This window comes from Streptomyces griseus subsp. griseus (genome assembly GCF_003610995.1).
In the GTDB taxonomy this organism is placed as follows: domain Bacteria; phylum Actinomycetota; class Actinomycetes; order Streptomycetales; family Streptomycetaceae; genus Streptomyces.
On the sequence record NZ_CP032543.1, the window covers coordinates 3,988,233 to 4,005,804 of the forward strand.

Annotated in this window: 13 protein-coding genes, 4 tRNA genes and 1 other RNA gene; 9 read left to right on the forward strand and 9 right to left on the reverse strand. The window is 72.3% G+C overall.

What is annotated here, in order from left to right:
• Nucleotides 1-2: 2 nt before the first annotated feature.
• Nucleotides 3-90 (reverse strand) — tRNA-Ser (locus tag D6270_RS17810).
• A gap of 131 nt (nucleotides 91-221) precedes the next feature.
• On the opposite strand from D6270_RS17810, the gene ffs reads away from it, so the two are divergent.
• The 6 genes from ffs to D6270_RS17840 all read left to right on the forward strand — a co-directional run bounded on the left by ffs (nucleotide 222) and on the right by D6270_RS17840 (nucleotide 9,123).
• Nucleotides 222-318: signal recognition particle sRNA small type (gene ffs, locus D6270_RS17815), an RNA gene on the forward strand.
• 124 nt (nucleotides 319-442) lie between these two features.
• Nucleotides 443-2,761: a DNA polymerase III subunit gamma and tau gene (locus D6270_RS17820; protein ID WP_109164523.1), complete on the forward strand. Its 2,319-nt coding sequence runs from the start codon at nucleotides 443-445 to the stop codon at nucleotides 2,759-2,761.
• 379 nt (nucleotides 2,762-3,140) lie between these two features.
• Nucleotides 3,141-4,391, forward strand: a complete 1,251-nt coding sequence (gene purD / locus D6270_RS17825) for a phosphoribosylamine--glycine ligase (RefSeq protein ID WP_109164522.1) — start codon at nucleotides 3,141-3,143, stop codon at nucleotides 4,389-4,391.
• Between the two features lie 427 nt (nucleotides 4,392-4,818).
• Nucleotides 4,819-6,489: a M48 family metalloprotease gene (locus D6270_RS17830; protein WP_109164521.1), complete on the forward strand. Its 1,671-nt coding sequence runs from the start codon at nucleotides 4,819-4,821 to the stop codon at nucleotides 6,487-6,489.
• A gap of 169 nt (nucleotides 6,490-6,658) precedes the next feature.
• Nucleotides 6,659-8,113, forward strand: a complete 1,455-nt coding sequence (locus tag D6270_RS17835) for a N,N-dimethylformamidase beta subunit family domain-containing protein (protein ID WP_109164520.1) — start codon at nucleotides 6,659-6,661, stop codon at nucleotides 8,111-8,113.
• A gap of 95 nt (nucleotides 8,114-8,208) precedes the next feature.
• Complete coding sequence (locus tag D6270_RS17840) at nucleotides 8,209-9,123, forward strand: phosphoribosylaminoimidazolesuccinocarboxamide synthase (protein ID WP_109164519.1); 915 nt, start codon at nucleotides 8,209-8,211, stop codon at nucleotides 9,121-9,123.
• A 52-nt stretch (nucleotides 9,124-9,175) separates the two neighbouring features.
• On the opposite strand, the gene D6270_RS17845 is transcribed toward D6270_RS17840, so the two are convergent.
• From D6270_RS17845 to D6270_RS17880, 8 genes are all read right to left on the reverse strand, one after another.
• Nucleotides 9,176-9,251, reverse strand: a tRNA-Gly gene (locus D6270_RS17845).
• Between the two features lie 23 nt (nucleotides 9,252-9,274).
• Nucleotides 9,275-9,907, reverse strand: coding sequence for a response regulator transcription factor (locus D6270_RS17850; RefSeq protein ID WP_109164518.1), 633 nt, complete (start codon nucleotides 9,905-9,907; stop codon nucleotides 9,275-9,277).
• Nucleotides 9,904-11,202, reverse strand: coding sequence for a sensor histidine kinase (locus D6270_RS17855; protein WP_109164517.1), 1,299 nt, complete (start codon nucleotides 11,200-11,202; stop codon nucleotides 9,904-9,906). Before D6270_RS17855 ends, D6270_RS17850 begins: the two co-directional genes overlap by 4 nt.
• A gap of 1 nt (nucleotide 11,203) precedes the next feature.
• Nucleotides 11,204-12,016: an ABC transporter permease gene (locus D6270_RS17860; RefSeq protein WP_109164516.1), complete on the reverse strand. Its 813-nt coding sequence runs from the start codon at nucleotides 12,014-12,016 to the stop codon at nucleotides 11,204-11,206.
• Entirely contained in the window at nucleotides 12,013-13,035 is a 1,023-nt protein-coding gene (locus D6270_RS17865; protein WP_109164515.1) for an ABC transporter ATP-binding protein, read from the reverse strand. Before D6270_RS17865 ends, D6270_RS17860 begins: the two co-directional genes overlap by 4 nt.
• Before the next feature lie 131 nt (nucleotides 13,036-13,166).
• Nucleotides 13,167-13,242, reverse strand: a tRNA-Gly gene (locus tag D6270_RS17870).
• Between the two features lie 79 nt (nucleotides 13,243-13,321).
• A tRNA-Gly gene (locus D6270_RS17875) sits at nucleotides 13,322-13,393 on the reverse strand.
• 232 nt (nucleotides 13,394-13,625) lie between these two features.
• Nucleotides 13,626-13,961 carry a histone-like nucleoid-structuring protein Lsr2 gene (locus tag D6270_RS17880; RefSeq protein WP_109164514.1) on the reverse strand — a complete coding sequence of 112 codons (336 nt, stop codon included), beginning with the start codon at nucleotides 13,959-13,961 and terminating at the stop codon, nucleotides 13,626-13,628.
• A gap of 422 nt (nucleotides 13,962-14,383) precedes the next feature.
• On the opposite strand from D6270_RS17880, the gene purS reads away from it, so the two are divergent.
• Genes purS through purL form a run of 3 tightly spaced genes read left to right on the forward strand, consistent with a single transcriptional unit; the run spans nucleotide 14,384 to nucleotide 17,558 of the window.
• Nucleotides 14,384-14,635 carry a phosphoribosylformylglycinamidine synthase subunit PurS gene (gene purS / locus D6270_RS17885; RefSeq protein WP_015610108.1) on the forward strand — a complete coding sequence of 84 codons (252 nt, stop codon included), beginning with the start codon at nucleotides 14,384-14,386 and terminating at the stop codon, nucleotides 14,633-14,635.
• Nucleotides 14,632-15,312 (forward strand): phosphoribosylformylglycinamidine synthase subunit PurQ, encoded by a 681-nt coding sequence (purQ, locus tag D6270_RS17890; RefSeq protein WP_109164513.1) that lies wholly within the window; start codon nucleotides 14,632-14,634, stop codon nucleotides 15,310-15,312. Before purS ends, purQ begins: the two co-directional genes overlap by 4 nt.
• Nucleotides 15,309-17,558, forward strand: a complete 2,250-nt coding sequence (gene purL / locus D6270_RS17895; RefSeq protein ID WP_109164512.1) for a phosphoribosylformylglycinamidine synthase subunit PurL — start codon at nucleotides 15,309-15,311, stop codon at nucleotides 17,556-17,558. Before purQ ends, purL begins: the two co-directional genes overlap by 4 nt.
• Nucleotides 17,559-17,572 lie beyond the last annotated feature (14 nt).

Here is a 17,572-nt window from a genome sequence, read left to right on the forward strand (position 1 = left end):
AATGGCGGAGGATACGAGATTCGAACTCGTGAGGGGTTGCCCCCAACACGCTTTCCAAGCGTGCGCCCTAGGCCACTAGGCGAATCCTCCGCCGCAAACAATACAAGACGTTGGAGGGTGCTCGCGAACACGTTCGCCGAAGATCGTCCTCGGAGGGCGTGCAGGTCGTTCGGTGGGGCGGGTGGGTGGACCGGACCCGGTGGGGATCCGCTAAGGTGGGCGTCAGCCCCTCACGTGGCGCTATCTGACTGAACTCCCCCAGGGCCGGAAGGCAGCAAGGGTAGGTTGGCTCTGGCGGGTGCGTGGGGGGCCCTTGCGTTCCTGGGTGGAAGGCGGGGGTGGCGCCGGAGGCCGGTGGTTGTTGGCCGTCCGAGCTGGGGCGGGGGGTCCTGCGTGGGCCGTGTGGGGTTGGTTGTCAGTCCGCCCCGATAACCTCGTAGATGTGTCGTCCCTTGCGCTGTACCGCCGCTACCGCCCCGAGTCGTTCGCCGAGGTCATCGGTCAGGAGCATGTCACTGACCCGCTCCAGCAGGCCCTGCGGAACAACCGGGTCAATCACGCGTACCTGTTCAGCGGGCCGCGTGGCTGTGGAAAGACGACCAGTGCGCGCATCCTCGCCCGCTGTCTGAACTGCGAGCAGGGGCCCACACCGACCCCGTGCGGGGAGTGCCAGTCGTGCCGGGACCTCGCGCGTAACGGGCCGGGGTCCATCGACGTCATCGAGATCGACGCCGCATCGCACGGTGGTGTGGACGACGCCCGTGATCTGCGCGAGAAGGCGTTCTTCGGGCCCGCCTCCAGTCGTTACAAGATCTACATCATCGATGAGGCCCACATGGTCACCCCGGCAGGGTTCAACGCCCTGCTGAAGGTGGTCGAGGAGCCGCCGGAGCACCTCAAGTTCATCTTCGCGACGACCGAGCCCGAGAAGGTCATCGGGACGATCCGGTCGCGTACGCACCACTATCCGTTCCGGCTCGTTCCTCCCGGGACCCTGCGCAGCTACCTCGCCGATGTGTGCGGGCGGGAGAACAGCCCCGTCGCGGACGGGGTCCTGCCGCTCGTCGTGCGGGCCGGGGCCGGTTCCGTGCGTGACTCCATGTCCGTCATGGACCAGCTGCTGGCCGGCGCGGGCGACGACGGTGTGACATACGCCATGGCCACCTCCCTCCTCGGGTACACGGACGGCTCGCTCCTCGACTCGATCATCGACGCCTTCGCCGCCGGTGACGGGGCCGCCGCCTTCGAGGTCGTGGACCGGGTCATCGAGGGCGGCAACGATCCCCGCCGGTTCGTGGCCGATCTGCTGGAGCGGCTGCGCGATCTGGTGATCCTCGCCGCTGTGCCCGACGCGGGGGAGAAGGGGCTCATCGACGCTCCCGCCGATGTCGTGGAGCGGATGCAGGCCCAGGCCTCCGTCTTCGGTGCCGCCGAGCTCAGCCGCGCCGCCGACCTGGTCAACGACGGGCTCACCGAGATGCGCGGCGCCACCTCGCCGCGCCTCCAGGTGGAGCTGATCTGCGCCCGGGTCCTGCTTCCGGCCGCCTTCGACGACGAGCGGTCGATGCAGGCCCGGCTCGACCGGCTGGAGCGCGGTGCGTCCGCCGCCGCTGCCGCCTCGTTCGCGGCGCCGCCTGCCGCCGCGGTTCCCATGGGGTACGTTCCCGGGCCCGAGGCCCACGGCCACACCCCCCAGGTCCCGGCTGCGCAGGCCCATGCGCCCCAGGCCGCGCCCGCGGCTCCCGCCGGTCCGGATGCCGCTCGTGCCGCCGTACGGGGCGAGGCGCCGGCCCCCGCGCCCGCTGCCGCCTATGCGCCGCCTGCCGCCGAGCCCGTTGCCCCGCAGTCCCCTGCCGAAGCCCCGGCCCCCGCCCAGCGGCCCGGGTCCTGGCCCACCGCCGCAGGGGGCGAGCAGGCCCGGCGCCCCGGCGGCTGGCCCACCGCGTCCGCCCCCGGCAGCGGCCCCGCTGCCCAGGCCCCCGCCGCAACCGGACCGGCCACCCCCGCCCCGGCGGCCCCCTCCGCACCCGCCGCCCCGGCAGCGGGCGGACCGGGCATGGTCCAAGGCGCCGGGCAGGTCCAGAGCATGTGGCCCGACATCCTGGAGGCGGTGAAGAACCGGCGCCGCTTCACCTGGATCCTGCTCAGCCAGAACGCCCAGGTGACCGGGTTCGACGGGACCACCCTCCAGCTCGGCTTCATCAACGCGGGCGCCCGGGACAACTTCGCCAGCAGCGGCAGCGAGGAAGTCCTCAAGCAGGCCCTCGCCGAGCGGTTCAACGCCCAGTGGCGGGTGGAAGCGGTCGTCGACACCTCCGGCGGCGGTGCGGCCCCCCCGCTCCCGCCCTCCGGCGGCGGACGACCCCCCGCCCCGCAGTACACCCCCGCCCCGACCCCGACGGCGTACGAAGGCAACCCGGCGCACGCCCCCCAGCAGCACAACCAACAGCAGGCCCCGCAGCCCAACCAGCCGCACAACCCGCAGCAGTCCCAGCAGTCCCCACAGACCGCCTCCGCTCCGCCCTTCTCCGGGCAGCAGCAGTCACCGCGGTCCCACCAGGCCCAGGCCCAGGCCCAGCAGGGTCGGGGCGCGGCTCCCTCCGCCCCCGAGCCCTCCCACGGCGGGTACGCCGTCGCCCCCGAGGACGACACCGCGGAGGCCGATGATCCGGATCTCGTCGACTCCGCCCTCTCCGGCCACGAGCTGATCGTTCGCGAGCTGGGCGCCACCGTGGTGGAGGAGTTCACCAACGAGCAGTAGCCCCTGAGCAGGCGGGCCGGCCCTCCACGGACCGTCGGCCCCCCCCGGGGGGGTCACATACCCGGTGGCCCCGTCCACGGACGGACCGGCGCGCCACGGACCCCCTCCGCACACCAGCGCCCCCGGGGCTACCTGCCCCGGCGACCCCGTCCACGGACGGACCCGCCCTCCACAAACCACGCGCCCCCAGGGCTCCCTGCCCCGGCGACCCCGTCCACGTACCAGTGGCCACCCGACCTCTCCGACGGTTTCCCCGCCCCCGTGCCCACCTCCACGGACCGGCAGCCCCCTGGCCCCCACAGGCTCCCCATCCCCGCGACCCCGTCCACCTACCGGCGGCCGTCCGGTCCCTCCCGCCCCGGCGGCTAGGCTGCACCCCGTGAAGGTCCTCGTCATCGGCGGCGGCGCCCGCGAACACGCCCTGTGCCGCTCTCTGTCCCTCGACCCCGATGTCACCGCTCTGTACTGCGCCCCCGGCAACGCCGGCATCGCAGAGGTGGCCGAACTGCACCCGGTCGACGCCCTCGACGGTGACGCCGTCGCGCGCCTCGCGACCGAGCTGGGCGCCGAGCTGGTGGTCGTCGGCCCGGAGGCGCCGCTCGTCGCCGGGGTCGCCGACGCCGTGCGCGCCGCCGGCATCCCGTGCTTCGGCCCCTCCGGCGAAGCCGCCCAGCTGGAAGGCTCCAAGGCGTTCGCCAAGGACGTCATGGCCGGGGCCGGGGTCCCCACCGCCCGCAGCTACGTCTGCACCACCCCCACGGAGATCGACGAGGCCCTCGATGCCTTCGGTGCTCCGTACGTCGTCAAGGACGACGGTCTCGCGGCGGGCAAGGGTGTCGTCGTCACCGACGACCTCGCCGCCGCCCGCGACCACGCCCTCTCCTGCGACCGCGTGGTCATCGAGGAGTTCCTCGACGGCCCCGAGGTCAGCCTCTTCGCCATCACCGACGGCACCACCGTGCTGCCGCTCCAGCCCGCCCAGGACTTCAAGCGCGCCCTGGACGGCGACGCGGGCCCGAACACCGGCGGCATGGGCGCCTACTCCCCGCTCCCGTGGGCCGACCCCAAGCTGGTCGACGAGGTCCTCGAAACCGTCCTCCAGCCGACCGTCGACGAGCTCCGCCGCCGGGGCACCCCCTTCTCCGGGCTGCTCTACGCGGGCCTCGCGATCACCTCGCGCGGGGTGCGGGTCATCGAGTTCAACGCCCGTTTCGGCGACCCCGAGACCCAGGTCGTGCTGGCCCGCCTCCGCACGCCGCTGGCCGCCGTCCTCCTCGCCTCCGCCAACGGCACCCTGGACGTCCTCCCGCCGCTCAAGTGGCGCGACGAAGCGGCCGTCACCGTCGTGATCGCCTCGCACAACTACCCGGACACCCCGCGCACCGGCGACCCGATCGACGGGCTCGCCGATGTCGCGGCGCAGGATGCGCCCGATGCGTACGTCCTGCACGCCGGGACCCGTACGGAAGGCGGCGCCGTCGTCAGCGCGGGCGGCCGCGTCCTCTCGGTGACCGCGACCGGCAAGGACCTCGCCGCCGCCCGTGAGCGCGCCTACACCGCGCTCGGCCGCATCCGCCTCGACGGCTCCCAGCACCGGACGGACATCGCTCTGAAGGCCGCCGGAGGCTGATCCGCCGGGCACCCGCCCCAGGTGCCCCAGCACTCCAGCACGACAGGCAGCCCCTCCGGCCTCCCTCCGTACGCCACCGGCGTACGCGGGCGGCGCGAGGGGCTGCTCCATGACGCGCGCCACCCACGAAGCGCCCTACCTGACGCGTGCCACCCATGAAGCGCCGCAGAGGAGGCGCGCAAGCCACCGCCCTCCACAGCCCAGCCCTCCACACCCCTGCCCTACGGACGCGAACACGTCAGCAGCTTTACCCAAAGCCATTCCATCGGGTGACGACTGGGCCAGACGGATGACGCCCGCCGAGGCCCCAACTAGGGTGCGGCGCAAGCGTTCCGGCACTTGGCCCACCGGCATTGCGATGTCAGTGACGGGTGCCACAGTGGGGGAGTGAGCAACCGTCGCGGGGCAGAGGGGGTGACATCCGGCCGTGTCCGGTATCGACGTGGGTGAGGAGCTGGGTGCGCGGGCCGCACAGGCCCGAGCGCTCGCCCTGCTGCGGATCCGCAGCAGGGCGCTGGCCGTGGTGATCACGCCCGCGGCCGTGGCGGTCGTGCTGTTCGCCGCGGGCGCCCAGGGGCACCTCGGCGGGCCCGTCTGGGACGGTGTGCGCTGGGCGGTGCTCGGGGTCGCCGTCGTGGTGCTGCTGGTGGCCGCGGCCGTCGCGGTGTCGGTCGCGCGGGCCCGGCCCGCCGTGAGCCCGACCGTCCCCGTGGCGGAGGAGGGTGCCCCCGATCTCTACCGGCTGGTCCGGGAGCTGGCCGACCGGCTCGGCGTCCCCGCGCCCTCGGCCATAGCGCTGACCCCGGACTGCGACAGCTGGCTGGAGGACCGCACCCACCGCGGCAGCCGCACCCGCCGCAGCGGCGGAAAAGCGGCATCGGAGGCCAAGAACACCGCCCCCGTCCTCGTCATCGGCTCCCCCTTCCTCTGGTGGATGCGGGTCGCCGAGCTCCGCGCCGTCCTCGCCCCCGTCGTGGCGGGCACCGACTCGTCCGCGCACCCCGACATAGCCGCCGCCCGCCGCTTCGTCCGGGGCCTGGACGCCGCGGTGGCCGACGGAGCCGCCCCCGGCCGGGGCGCGCTGCGCGGGGCGCCGGTCACCTTCGCCGGCTGGATCGCCCGGCTGCTGCTGCGCGCCTGCCGGGAGCACGCCGCCGAGATGGAGCGGTGCGTGGCGGCCACGGCCTCCATGCGCGCCCAGGGCGTCGACTACGCGCTCCGCATCGCCGCCCAGGAGCAGGTCGGCCTCGCCTACGCGGGCTGGGACCGGCTGCTGACCCGGGTCGCGCTCCCCGCCTGGCGGATGGGCCGCTGGCCCTCGCGGCTGGACGCCGGGGTGGTCTCCGCCCTCACCGAGCTCTCCCGCCGGGACCGGCTGGCCGACGGCTTCACCTCACGCCTCGGCGAGCGCCCCGCCTGCGACCTGCTGGAGGAGCCCGGCGTCGCCGACGAGGCCACCTCCCTGCTCGCCGCCCGGCTCTTCCACGGCGGTCCGGCGGAGAGCGGTCCGGACTGGGCGCCGGTGGACTGGCAGCAGTATCCGGACGAGGTCGTCGACCGGAAGTGGCGTACGGAGGCGGCCCGGCTGCACCGTGTGCTGGACGCGATGGGCGTCCCCCCGGCCTCCGCCGCCGACCCGGCGGTCCCCACCCTGGCCCGCGTCATGGAGCACCTGGCCGGTCCCGGCGAGCCCGGGGAGGAGCTCGCGGCCGGTATCGGGGCGGCGGTCGCCCGCGACGACGCCCAGGCCCCCGCGCCCGGCCCGGCCCCGCAGCCCGCGTCCGGCGCCGGCCAGGACCCCCTCGACCTCTGGGGCCCGGACCCGCTCCCCCTCTTCCCGCTCCAGCCGCCGCGTACGGGCACGGAGCTGCTCGCCGACCATGTCGCGGCCATGGTCTGCTGCGCGGCCGTGGACACGGCGGGCGCGGCGCCCGGCCTCGACTGGCTGGACGGGCCCGCGCTGCTCGTCGACGGCGAGCGCCGGGCGGACCTCGCGGTGCCGGTCCTCACCCTGGTCGAGGACGGCGACCCGGACCCGCTGCGGTCCTGGCTGGCCGAGGTGGGCGTCCGCTCCGACAAGCCCGTGCGACTGGTGTGACCGTGCGGCCGTCGACGGCCGCACACGACCCGATCCGGAAGGAAAGGTTCCGTTCACGTCAATTCACGACGAAGGGTGACGGAGTGCGTGCGTTATGTGATGTGCTGGGGATCGGCGCTGACACCGTGCGCGCCTGAGTTGTCCGGGGGACCTGAGGGAGGGGCGCGGCATGGGGGCGGAGCAGATTCGCCGATGGGAGTCGGGCGCCCTCGCGCACGCGGTCAGCGACCCCTTCGGCCAGGGCCCGCTGCCCTGGCTGCGCGGCAGTGAGAACTACTTCGACGACACCGGCCAGGTCGTCCCCTGGTACGCCGACCTCGGCCGGGGCACCGGCGGCGGCACCCGCACCGCCGACGACGTGCGCCGCCAGATCAAGGGCTTCGTCTCGCCCGGAGCGGCCGCCCCCGGCGAGGCCATCGACTTCCACATCACCGTGGACCCGCCCCAGCAGTTCTCCGTGGACATCTACCGGATCGGTCATTACGGCGGCGACGGCGCGGCCAAGATCACCACCAGCCCGCGCCTCTCCGGCATCGTCCAGCCGCCGCCGCTGGCCGCCGACCGGACCGTCTCCTGCCACCACTGGTGGATGTCCTGGCGGCTCCAGATCCCCACCTACTGGTCGGTCGGCGCGTATGTGGCGGTCCTGACGACCGCCGACGGGTACCGCTCGCACATCCCGTTCACCGTCCGCCACGACCACCCCGCCGACCTGCTGCTCCTGCTCCCCGACATCACCTGGCAGGCGTACAACCTCTATCCGGAGGACGGCCGCACCGGCGCCAGCCTCTACCACGCGTGGGACGAGAGGGGGCGGCTGCTCGGCGAGGAGGACGCCGCCGTCACGATCTCCTTCGACCGCCCGTACGCCGGGGCGGGCCTGCCGCTGCACGTGGGGCACGCGTACGACTTCATCCGCTGGGCCGAGAGATACGGCTACGACCTCGCCTACGCCGACGCCCGCGACCTGCACGCGGGCCGCGTCGACCCCAGCCGTTACCGGGGCCTGGTCTTCCCCGGCCACGACGAATACTGGTCCACGCCCATGCGCCGGGCCGCCGAGCGCGCCCGCGACTCCGGCACCTCGCTCGTCTTCCTCTCCGCCAACACCATGTACTGGCAGGTGGGCCTCGCCCCCTCCGCCTCCGGCATCCCCGACCGCCTGCTGACCTGTCGCAAGCGCCGGGGCCCTGGCAAGTCCGCGCTCTGGCGCGAGGTGGACCGGCCCGAGCAGCAGCTCCTGGGCATCCAGTACGCGGGCCGGGTCCCCGAGCCCAGCCCGCTCGTCGTGCGCAACGCCGAGCACTGGCTGTGGGACGCCACGGGCGCGGCCGACGGCGACGAGGTCCCGGGCCTGGTCGCCGGTGAGGCCGACCGCTACTTCCCCCGTACGAGCCTGCCGGAGCACGACAACCGGATCCTGCTCGCCCACTCGCCGTACCAGGACTCCGAGGGCGCCACCCGTCACCAGGAGACCTCGCTCTACCAGGCCCCCTCCGGCGCGCTCGTCTTCGCCTCCGGCACCTTCGCCTGGTCCCCGGCCCTGGACCGCCCCGGCCACACCGACCCCCGCATCCAGCGGGCCACGGCCAACCTCCTCGACCGGATCTGCAAGCGCGACTGACGGCTGCCGGGCGTGTCCACGGACCCGCTCCCGTCGTCGCCCCGCGGATACGGGACAATCGGAACCGCTCCTGGATCAATCTACGCGGAGGCACCGTGTCCGGTTTTGTAGAAAAGCCCGAGCCCGTGCAGGTTCCGGGCCTCACCCATGTGCACACCGGCAAGGTGCGTGACCTCTACCGGAACGAGGCGGGCGACCTCGTCATGGTCGCCAGCGACCGGATCTCCGCGTACGACTGGGTCCTGCCCTCCGAGATCCCCGACAAGGGCCGCGTCCTCACCAAGCTCTCGCTCTGGTGGTTCGACCAGCTCGCCGACCTGGTGCCCAACCACGTCCTCTCCACCGAGCTGCCCCCCGGCGCCCCGGCGGACTGGGAGGGGCGCACCCTCATCTGCAAGTCGCTGCGGATGGTGCAGGTCGAGTGCGTGGCCCGCGGCTATCTCACCGGCTCCGGGCTGGCCGAGTACAACGCCTCCCGTACGGTCTGCGGCATCGGCCTCCCCGAGGGGCTCGTCGACGGCTCCGAGCTGCCCGGGCCGATCTTCACCCCGGCCACCAAGGCGGCCGTCGGCGACCACGACGAGAACGTCAGCTACGAGCGGATCGCCCGCGAGGTCGGGGTGGAGACGGCCGCCGAGCTGCGGCGGACCACACTCGACGTCTACCGCCGGGCCCGGGACATCGCGCACCAGCGCGGGATCATCCTGGCCGACACCAAGTTCGAGTTCGGCTTCGAGAGGACCGGCGAGGGCGACGGCGAGCGGCTGATCATCGCCGACGAGGTGCTGACACCGGACTCCTCGCGCTTCTGGCCCGCCGTCACCTGGAAGCCGGGCCGCGCGCAGCCTTCGTACGACAAGCAGTACGTCCGGGACTGGCTGACCTCGCCGGACTCCGGCTGGGACCGTGCGAGCGAGCAGCCGCCGCCGGCGCTGCCGCAGGAGATCGTGGACGCGACCCGCACCAAGTACATCGAGGCGTACGAGGTCCTGACCGGCTCCAACTGGTAGCAGGAGATACGCAGAAGGCCCCGGTCACTGTCGACCGGGGCCTTCTGTTCCATGGAGCGGACGACCAGGTTCGAACTGGCGACCTCAACCTTGGCAAGGTTGCGCTCTACCAACTGAGCTACGTCCGCGTTGCGCCGAAGCGCGATGCTCACTATACCCAACCTCGCTCGCGGGCGAGACGCACCGCCGTGTGCCGGTTCTCCGCCCCGATCTTGGACGCGGCCGAGGAGAGGTAGTTGCGGACCGTCCCCTGCGAGAGCGAGGCCCGCTCCGCGATCTCCGCGACCGGCGCCCCGTCCGCCGCCAGTTCGAGGACCTCGGCCTCCCGGGCGGTCAGCGGGGAGTCCCCGGCGGAGATCGCGTCGGCCGCCAACTCGGGGTCGACGTAACGGTTTCCGGCGTGGACGGTACGGATGATCTCGGCGAGCCGCCGGGCGCTGACGGTCTTGGGCACGAACCCGCGTACGCCGGCGGCCAGCGCCCGCTTGAGGTGCCCGGGGCGGCCGTGGCTGGTCACGATCATGGTGCGGCAGCCGGGCAGTTCGCCGCGGAGCGATGTGGCGACCTTCACACCGTCCGCGCCCGGCATCTGGAGGTCCAGGACGGCGACGTCGGGGTGGTGCGCGAGGGCCATCGCGAGCGCCTCTGGTCCGCTCGCCGCCTCCGCGACGACCACGAGGTCGTCCTCCAGGGCGAGCAGCGCGGCCAGCGCGCCACGGATGAGGTGCTCGTCGTCGGCGAGCAGGACCCGCAGGGGCCGGCCGCCGGGGCCTTCGGTGGTCATCGTTCCTCCGGAGAAGTGGAGCGGGAGCGGTTACGGGGGGCGGCCACCGGGACCGTCGCCGTCACCCGGAACAGGCCGTCCCCGGCCGCCCCGGCCTCCAGCGATCCGCCCAGGGCCGCGAGCCGCTCCCGCAGCCCGGCCAGCCCGGAGCCGCCGCCCCCGGCCGCGTCGGTCACCCCGGAGACCGCCCCGTCGTTCTCGACCTCCAGCACCACGGCGCCCGCCCCCGTCGTGAGCCGGATCACGCAGTGCCGGGGGTCGCCGTGGCGCAGGACGTTGGTCGCCGCCTCGCGGACCACCCAGCCGAGGGCCGCCTGGACGGCCGGGGGCGCCCCGATCCCCGCCGGTCCTTCGGCGCCCTCGACGGTGCAGGAGATACCGGCCGCCTCCAGCACGCCCTTGGCGCCGAGCAGTTCGGTGGGCAGGTCGGCCTCGCGGTAGCCCCGTACGACATCGCGTACCTCCTGCTGGGAGGCGCGGGCGATCCGCTGCACCTCGACCATCTGGTCCACGGCCGCCGCGTTCCCGCGCTGGGCCAGCTCCACGGCCAGCTCGCTCTTCAGCGCGATCACCGCCAGGTTCCGGCCCAGCACGTCGTGCATGTCCCGGCCGAACCGCAGCCGCTCCTCCGCCACCGCGAGCCGGGCCTGCATGTCCCGCGCCTCCTCGGCCTGCCACATCACGCTCATGGTCCAGGCGCTCGGCCGTACCGAGGTGAGGACCAGCAGGACGACGACCAGCATCGAGAGGGCCGCTCCGAACAGCAGCCCCCCGGGGACTCCGACGACGGCGAGCAGCGCCACCAGGACCGCCGCGAAGGCCGCACAGTGCACCAGGTAGGTGCGGACGGGAACGAGGAGCACGTAGACGATGGCGAACGCCAGCGGGAGGTCCAGCACCAGCAGGGCCAGCCCCGCGTCCTTGACGTCGCCCGTCGCCGCCAGCGCCACCAGCAGACCGGTCATCACGGCCTGGAGCGCCACCGGGACGCGGAGCCGTCGCCGGGGGAAGGCGACGGCACCTCGGTGGTGGGCGAACGCCGCTGCCAGGTCGCGGTTGCTCAGCACGCACTGGGCGGTGTTCACGACGAAGAACGCCACGGCCAGTACGGCGGGCAACGGGCCCTGGCCCAGGGTCGGCAGCAGCGGCAGCAGCCCCCAGGAGACGAGGAAGAGCCAGGGGAGGGCGCAGAGCGTCGCCCGGGTGTACAGATCGATGCGTTGCAGCTTGCTGCGCGCGTGCCAGCCGCGCCGCCAGTCCCGTACCCGATCGATCACACCCTTCAGCCCCTTCACGTCAGCCGCGCGGGTCCCAGCGGAACCACCGCTGCACAGCAAACACCGCGAACACGGTCCAGGCCAGCGCCGCCACGGCCGCCGTGAGCAGGTCACCGCCCTCCACACCGCCGAGCCAGCCGTGCCGTACGAGGGTCATCACACCGGTCAGCGGCAGCAGCTCGAACACCGAGGCCAGCCCGTCCGGGAAGACGTCCAGCGGGACGAAGATCCCGGAGCCGAAGAGCGAGACGAAGAACAGCGGCAACGTGGTGAGCTGCGCGGTCTGGACCGTACGGGTCAGCGCGGAGGTCGCGGCGGCCAGCGCGGACATCATCACGAGCCCCACCACCAGCCCCACCAGGAACAGCTCGGGCCGCTTCGGCGCCGCCAGGTCGAAGGCGACCGCACCGGCCGCGACCAGCAGGACGCACTGGAGGAGCGCCAGCGCGATCGAGGGCAGAGCGGTGGCGGTCAGGATCTCGCGGTCGGTGATCTCGCCGGTGCGCAGCCGCTTGAGGACGAGCTCCTCACGCCGGGTGACGTAACCGGTGACGAGGTTCATGTAGACGACCTGCACCAGCACGATGCCGATACCGCCGGCGAGGGCGGCGCCCGCGATGGAGAGGCCGGTGCCGGCGAGGTCGATCTGCTGGAGCGAGGCCCGGATCGAGAAGATCATCACGATCGGCAGCACCAGGGCGATGAAGATCGCGGACCGGTTGCGGATCAGCAGCACCAGCTCGGCGCGGGCGAGGGCGGTGAGCCGCCGCGCGGAGGCGGAGGTCTTCGAGGGGGACCGGCGGGGGCCCGGGAGGACGGTCGTGGTGGTCATGCCGTCACCTTCTTCTTCGTGTCGTCCGTGGGCTTGGCCCCTGCCCGGCGCGGGTCGTCGGCCCGGGAGCGGAGCTGGGTGTTCGCGATCTGGAGGAACGCCTCCTCCAGGGAGGCGGAACGGGCGTCGAGTCCGAGCAGCCGCACGCCCGACTCCCGGGCCCAGCCCAGCAGTTCGTGCAGCGACTCCTGGAGCTCGGAGGTGCGGATCTCCACCCGCTGCCCCTCCGCACCCGCCCGCAGCGAGAGCGGAAGATGCCCCGCCGGTACGCCGTCGGGCAGCGTGAACCGGATCCTGGCGGGCTGCGACGCGGTCACCTCGGCGGTCGTCCCGGCCGTCACGATCTGCCCCTGGTGCATGATCGCCAGCCGGTCCGCGAGCGCCTCGGCCTCCTCCAGGTAGTGCGTGGTCAGCAGTACGGTCGTGCCGCCGTCCCGGAGCGCCCGGATGAGGTCCCAGGTGTCCCGCCGCCCCTCCGCGTCCAGCCCCGTCGTCGGCTCGTCCAGGAAGAGCACCTCGGGCCGCGAGGTCAGGGCCAGCGCCAGGTCCAGGCGCCGCTTCTCCCCGCCGGACAGCTGCTTGACCCGCACCCCGGTCCGGCTGGTGAGGCCCACCATCTCCAGGGCCTCGGCGGCGGGCCGGGCGCCGGTGGTGCACGCCGACCACATCCGCGCGGTCTCCAGCACGGTGAGGTCGGAGGGGAAGCCGCCCTCCTGGAGCATCACCCCGGTCCGGGGCCGGACGGCGGCGCGTTCGCGGTACGGGTCGTGGCCGAGGACCCTGATGGTGCCGGAGGTCGGGAGCGCCAGCCCTTCGAGGAGCTCCACGGTGGAGGTCTTGCCCGCGCCGTTCGTCCCGAGCAGGGCGAACAGCTCGCCGCGGGCCACGGAGAAGGAGACCCCGGAAACGGCCTCGAAGCCGTCCTTGTAGCTGCGGCGGACCCCGTCCGCCGCGATCACCGTCTCCGCGTCTGCCGTGCCACCTGTCGTTCGGTCGCTGAGAAAGTCGTCGCTGGTCATGCTTCGAGTTTTCCGCCGGACCCGGCCCGCGAGCAGTGCGCGCTGTCACCACTGCTCATGACAAACGTCATGGAGAAGGTGCGGGGAACGACAGAGGCCCTGACCGAAATCGGTCAGGGCCTCTGTCTCTGTGGAGCGGACGACCAGGTTCGAACTGGCGACCTCAACCTTGGCAAGGTTGCGCTCTACCAACTGAGCTACGTCCGCAGTGCAGCCACTCGGCTTTCACCGGTGGAGCGAGCACTACTCTACCTGATCCACCGGAGTGGTCCGAAGAGTTGTGCAGAGCGGGTGACAGGAATTGCACACTGCGCCTTCCCCCTGGAAGGGGGCTGTTCTACTACTGAACTACACCCGCACGCGGCTCGGGATCCGGCCTTTCGGCCTCGCCCCTCGGCGTGCTCCAGACTCTAGCCGACCTGCGGGGGTGTCGCGCAAGTCGGCTCCCGGCGGGTCCCCCGGAGCGGGCCGCCGACCGGCCCCCCGGACCCCGGTCCGGCCCCTGCGCCCCCCGCCCGCAACCCGCCTGACGGAGCGTCCGCGCGCCGGTCCGGTCCGCCCCCGGGGCCGGAGCCCCGGGGGCCCGCTCCTCAGCCGGCCGCGTTGAACGCCTCGTACACCTTCTTCGGGATCCGGCCGCGGGCCGGCACCTCCATCCGGTGCGAGCGGGCCCAGGCGCGGACGGCCGCGGGGTCCGGGGCGAGGGAGGTGTGGTGGTACGTCGCGGGGGTCCTGCCGTGCTTACTGGCATTTGTCTGCTTTCGGCCGGCCGCCACGTAAGGGGCCAGGGCCTTCCGCAGTTTCTTCGCGTTGGCGGGATTGAGGTCGATCTCGTACGTCTTCCCGTCCAGGGCGAAGGTGACCGTTTCCGCCGCTGTTCCCCCGTCGATGTCGTCGGAGAGCGTAACCACTACGCGCTGGGCCACGGATATCGGTCCTTTCCTACGGCGTCGGCGCGTCGTGCGTGCGCCGGTGGGCCGGCCTTCCGGCTGTTAGGCGGATACGGATCGACTGATGTCGAGTGTTCCGGTGTTCCGGGGCAATGCTGCTTTCCCCGGGTAATCATTTGTACAGCGGTGGGCACCGCATTGTGAAGCCCAGCCAATTACATCCGCGTGTCCGTGCGCAATCCGGCGCATGATTTTTTTCCCAGGACTTTTCCCGCATGTTGTCGCGGCCGATATCCCGGCGTGATCTGCGCCGAGCCCGCGCCCTCTCGCCGCCGCGTCCGTTCCGTCCCATATCTACCCGCGTAGAATTTTCGGCCAGGTACGCTGAGTGGACCCGCGGGGGTCTGGGGAACCCCCCGGAGAGACAGCCGCATCACACCACCACACCGGGAGTGCCAGTGGCACGCGTCGTAGTCGACGTCATGCTCAAGCCGGAGATCCTCGACCCGCAGGGACAGGCGGTGCAGCGTGCGCTGCCCCGTCTCGGCTTTGAGGGAATCGCGGACGTTCGTCAGGGAAAGCGTTTCGAGCTGGAGGTCGAGGGGCCGGTGGACGACGCCGCCCTCGCCCGTATTAACGAGATGGCCGAGACCTTCCTCGCCAACACCGTCATCGAGGACTTCACCGTGAAGGTGGAGGAGGAGAAGTGACCACCCGTATCGGCGTCGTCACTTTTCCCGGCACCCTCGACGATCAGGACGCTCTGCGGGCCGTCCGGATCGCGGGCGCGGAGCCCGTATCCCTCTGGCACCGCGACAAGGATCTGCACCAGGTCGACGCGGTCGTCCTGGCCGGCGGTTTCTCCTACGGGGACTACCTGCGGGCCGGCGCGATCTCGCGCTTCTCGCCGGTGATGGAGCCGCTCATCGAGCAGGCGAAGGCCGGTATGCCGGTCCTCGGCATCTGCAACGGCTTCCAGATCCTGACCGAGGCGCACCTGCTGCCCGGCGCGATGCTGCGCAACAACCACCTCCACTTCATCTGCCGTGACCAGAGCCTGCGGGTGGAGAACGCGGAGACCGCCTGGACCTCGGACTACAGCGCCGGCCAGGAGATCAGGGTCCCGCTCAAGAACATGGACGGCCGGTACACCGCCGACGAGCACACCCTCGACGAGCTGGAGGCCGAGGGCCGCGTCGCCTTCCGCTACCTGGACGGCAACCCCAACGGCTCGCTCCGTGACATCGCGGGCATCACCAACGCGGCGGGCAACATCGTCGGTCTGATGCCGCACCCGGAGCACGCTGTGGAGCCGCTCATCGGCACCGGCCGCACCGACGGCCTCGGTTTCTTCACCTCGATCATCAAGAAGCTGGTCAACGCATGAGCCTGGATACGGTCAAGCACGCGGCCGAGACCCCGGACGCCGAGCAGCCCTGGAAGGAACTGGGCCTCAAGGAGGACGAGTACGCCCGGATCCGCGAGATCCTGGGCCGCCGTCCCACCGGCGCCGAGCTCGCCATGTACTCGGTGATGTGGTCGGAGCACTGCTCGTACAAGAGCAGCAAGGTCCACCTCAAGCAGTTCGGCGAGAAGGTCCCCGAGAACGACGCGATGCTCGTCGGCATCGGGGAGAACGCGGGCGTCGTCGACGTCGGTCAGGGGTACGCGGTCACCTTCAAGGTCGAGTCGCACAACCACCCCTCGTACATCGAGCCCTACCAGGGCGCGGCCACCGGCATCGGCGGCATCGTCCGCGACATCCTCGCCATGGGCGCCCGCCCGGTCGCGGTCGTGGACCCGCTGCGCTTCGGCGCGGCCGACCACCCCGACACCAAGCGCGTCCTGCCGGGCGTCGTCGCGGGCATCGGCGGCTACGGCAACTGCCTGGGCCTGCCCAACATCGGCGGCGAGGTCGTCTTCGACTCCTGCTACCAGGGCAACCCGCTGGTCAACGCCGGCTGCATCGGCGTGATGAAGCACGAGGACATCCACCTCGCGCAGGCCTCGGGCCCCGGCAACAAGGTCATCCTGTACGGCGCCCGCACCGGCGGCGACGGCATCGGCGGCGTCTCCGTGCTGGCGAGCGAGACCTTCGAGTCGACGGGTCCCGCCAAGCGCCCGGCGGTCCAGGTCGGCGACCCCTTCCAGGAGAAGCTCCTCATCGAGTGCACCCTGGAGATCTTCCAGGAGAAGCTCGTCGCGGGCATCCAGGACCTCGGTGGCGCCGGGCTCTCCTGTGCCACCAGCGAGCTGGCCTCCGCCGGTTCCGGCGGTATGCGCGTCGAGTTGGACACCGTGCCGCTGCGCGACTCCTCCCTCTCGCCCGAGGAGATCCTCATGAGCGAGTCGCAGGAGCGCATGTGCGCGATCGTCGAGCCGCGGCACGTGGACCGCTTCCTGGAGATCTGCGAGAAGTGGGACGTCATCGCCACCGTCATCGGTGAGGTGACCGACGGCTCCCAGCTGGAGATCTTCTGGCACGGCGAGCAGATCGTGGACGTGCCCCCGCGCTCGGTCGCCCACGACGGCCCGGTCTACCACCGCCCGTTCGCCCGCCCGTCCTGGCAGGACGCGCTCCAGGCGGACGACGCCGGAAAGCTGGCCCGCCCGGCGAACGCCGCCGAGCTGCGCGAGCAGGTCCTCAAGCTGGTCGCCTCCCCGAACCAGGCCTCCAAGGCGTGGATCACCGACCAGTACGACCGCTTCGTGCAGGGCAACACCGTGCTGGCGATGCCCGAGGACGCGGGCATGGTCCGCATCGACGCCGAGTCGAACCTGGGCGTGGCGCTGGCGACCGACGGCAACGGCCGGTACGCCAAGCTGGACCCGTACACCGGCGCGCAGCTCGCGCTGGCGGAGTCGTACCGCAACGTCGCCGCCTCCGGCGCCAAGCCGCTCGCCATCTCGGACTGCCTCAACTTCGGCTCCCCCGAGGACCCGGACGTCATGTGGCAGTTCGCCGAGGCCACGCGCGGTCTCGCGGACGGCTGCCTGGAGCTGGGCACCCCGGTCACCGGCGGCAATGTCTCGCTCTACAACCAGACCGGTGAGACGGCGATCCACCCGACGCCGGTGGTGGCCGTGCTCGGTGTGATCGACGACGTCACCCGGCGTACGCCGGTCGCTTTCGCGGAGGAGGGCCAGCTCCTCTACCTGCTGGGCGAGACGGCTGAGGAGTTCGGCGGCTCGGCCTGGTCCGAGGTCGTCCACAACCACCTGGGCGGTCTGCCGCCCAAGGTGGACCTCGGCCGCGAGAAGCTGCTCGCCGAGATCCTCATCTCGGCCTCGCGCGACGGCATGATCGACGCCGCGCACGACCTGAGCGACGGCGGCCTGGTCCAGGCGGTCACCGAGTCCTGCCTGCGCGGCGGGAAGGGTGCCCGGCTGGTCGTGCCGGACGGCCTGGACACGTTCACGTTCCTCTTCTCCGAGTCGGCGGGGCGTGCGGTCGTCGCGGTCCCGCGCAGCGAGGAGCTCCGCTTCAACGACATGTGTGGTGCACGGGGTCTGCCCGTCGCCCGGATCGGTGTCGTGGACGGCGAAGAGATCGAGATCCAGGGCGAGTTCTCCATCCCGCTGAGCGAGCTCCGTACGGCACACGAGGCGACGATCCCGGCGCTGCTCGCCTGAGCCGCGCGCCGACC

Coding starts and splice junctions, on each gene's coding strand:
- D6270_RS17835 (WP_109164520.1), top strand. CDS start 6,659: ATGGGGGCGGAGCAGATTCGCCGATGGGAGTCGGGCGCCCTCGCGCAC.
- D6270_RS17850 (WP_109164518.1), bottom strand. CDS start 9,907: ATGACCACCGAAGGCCCCGGCGGCCGGCCCCTGCGGGTCCTGCTCGCC.
- D6270_RS17860 (WP_109164516.1), bottom strand. CDS start 12,016: ATGACCACCACGACCGTCCTCCCGGGCCCCCGCCGGTCCCCCTCGAAG.
- D6270_RS17865 (WP_109164515.1), bottom strand. CDS start 13,035: ATGACCAGCGACGACTTTCTCAGCGACCGAACGACAGGTGGCACGGCA.
- purL (WP_109164512.1), top strand. CDS start 15,309: ATGAGCCTGGATACGGTCAAGCACGCGGCCGAGACCCCGGACGCCGAG.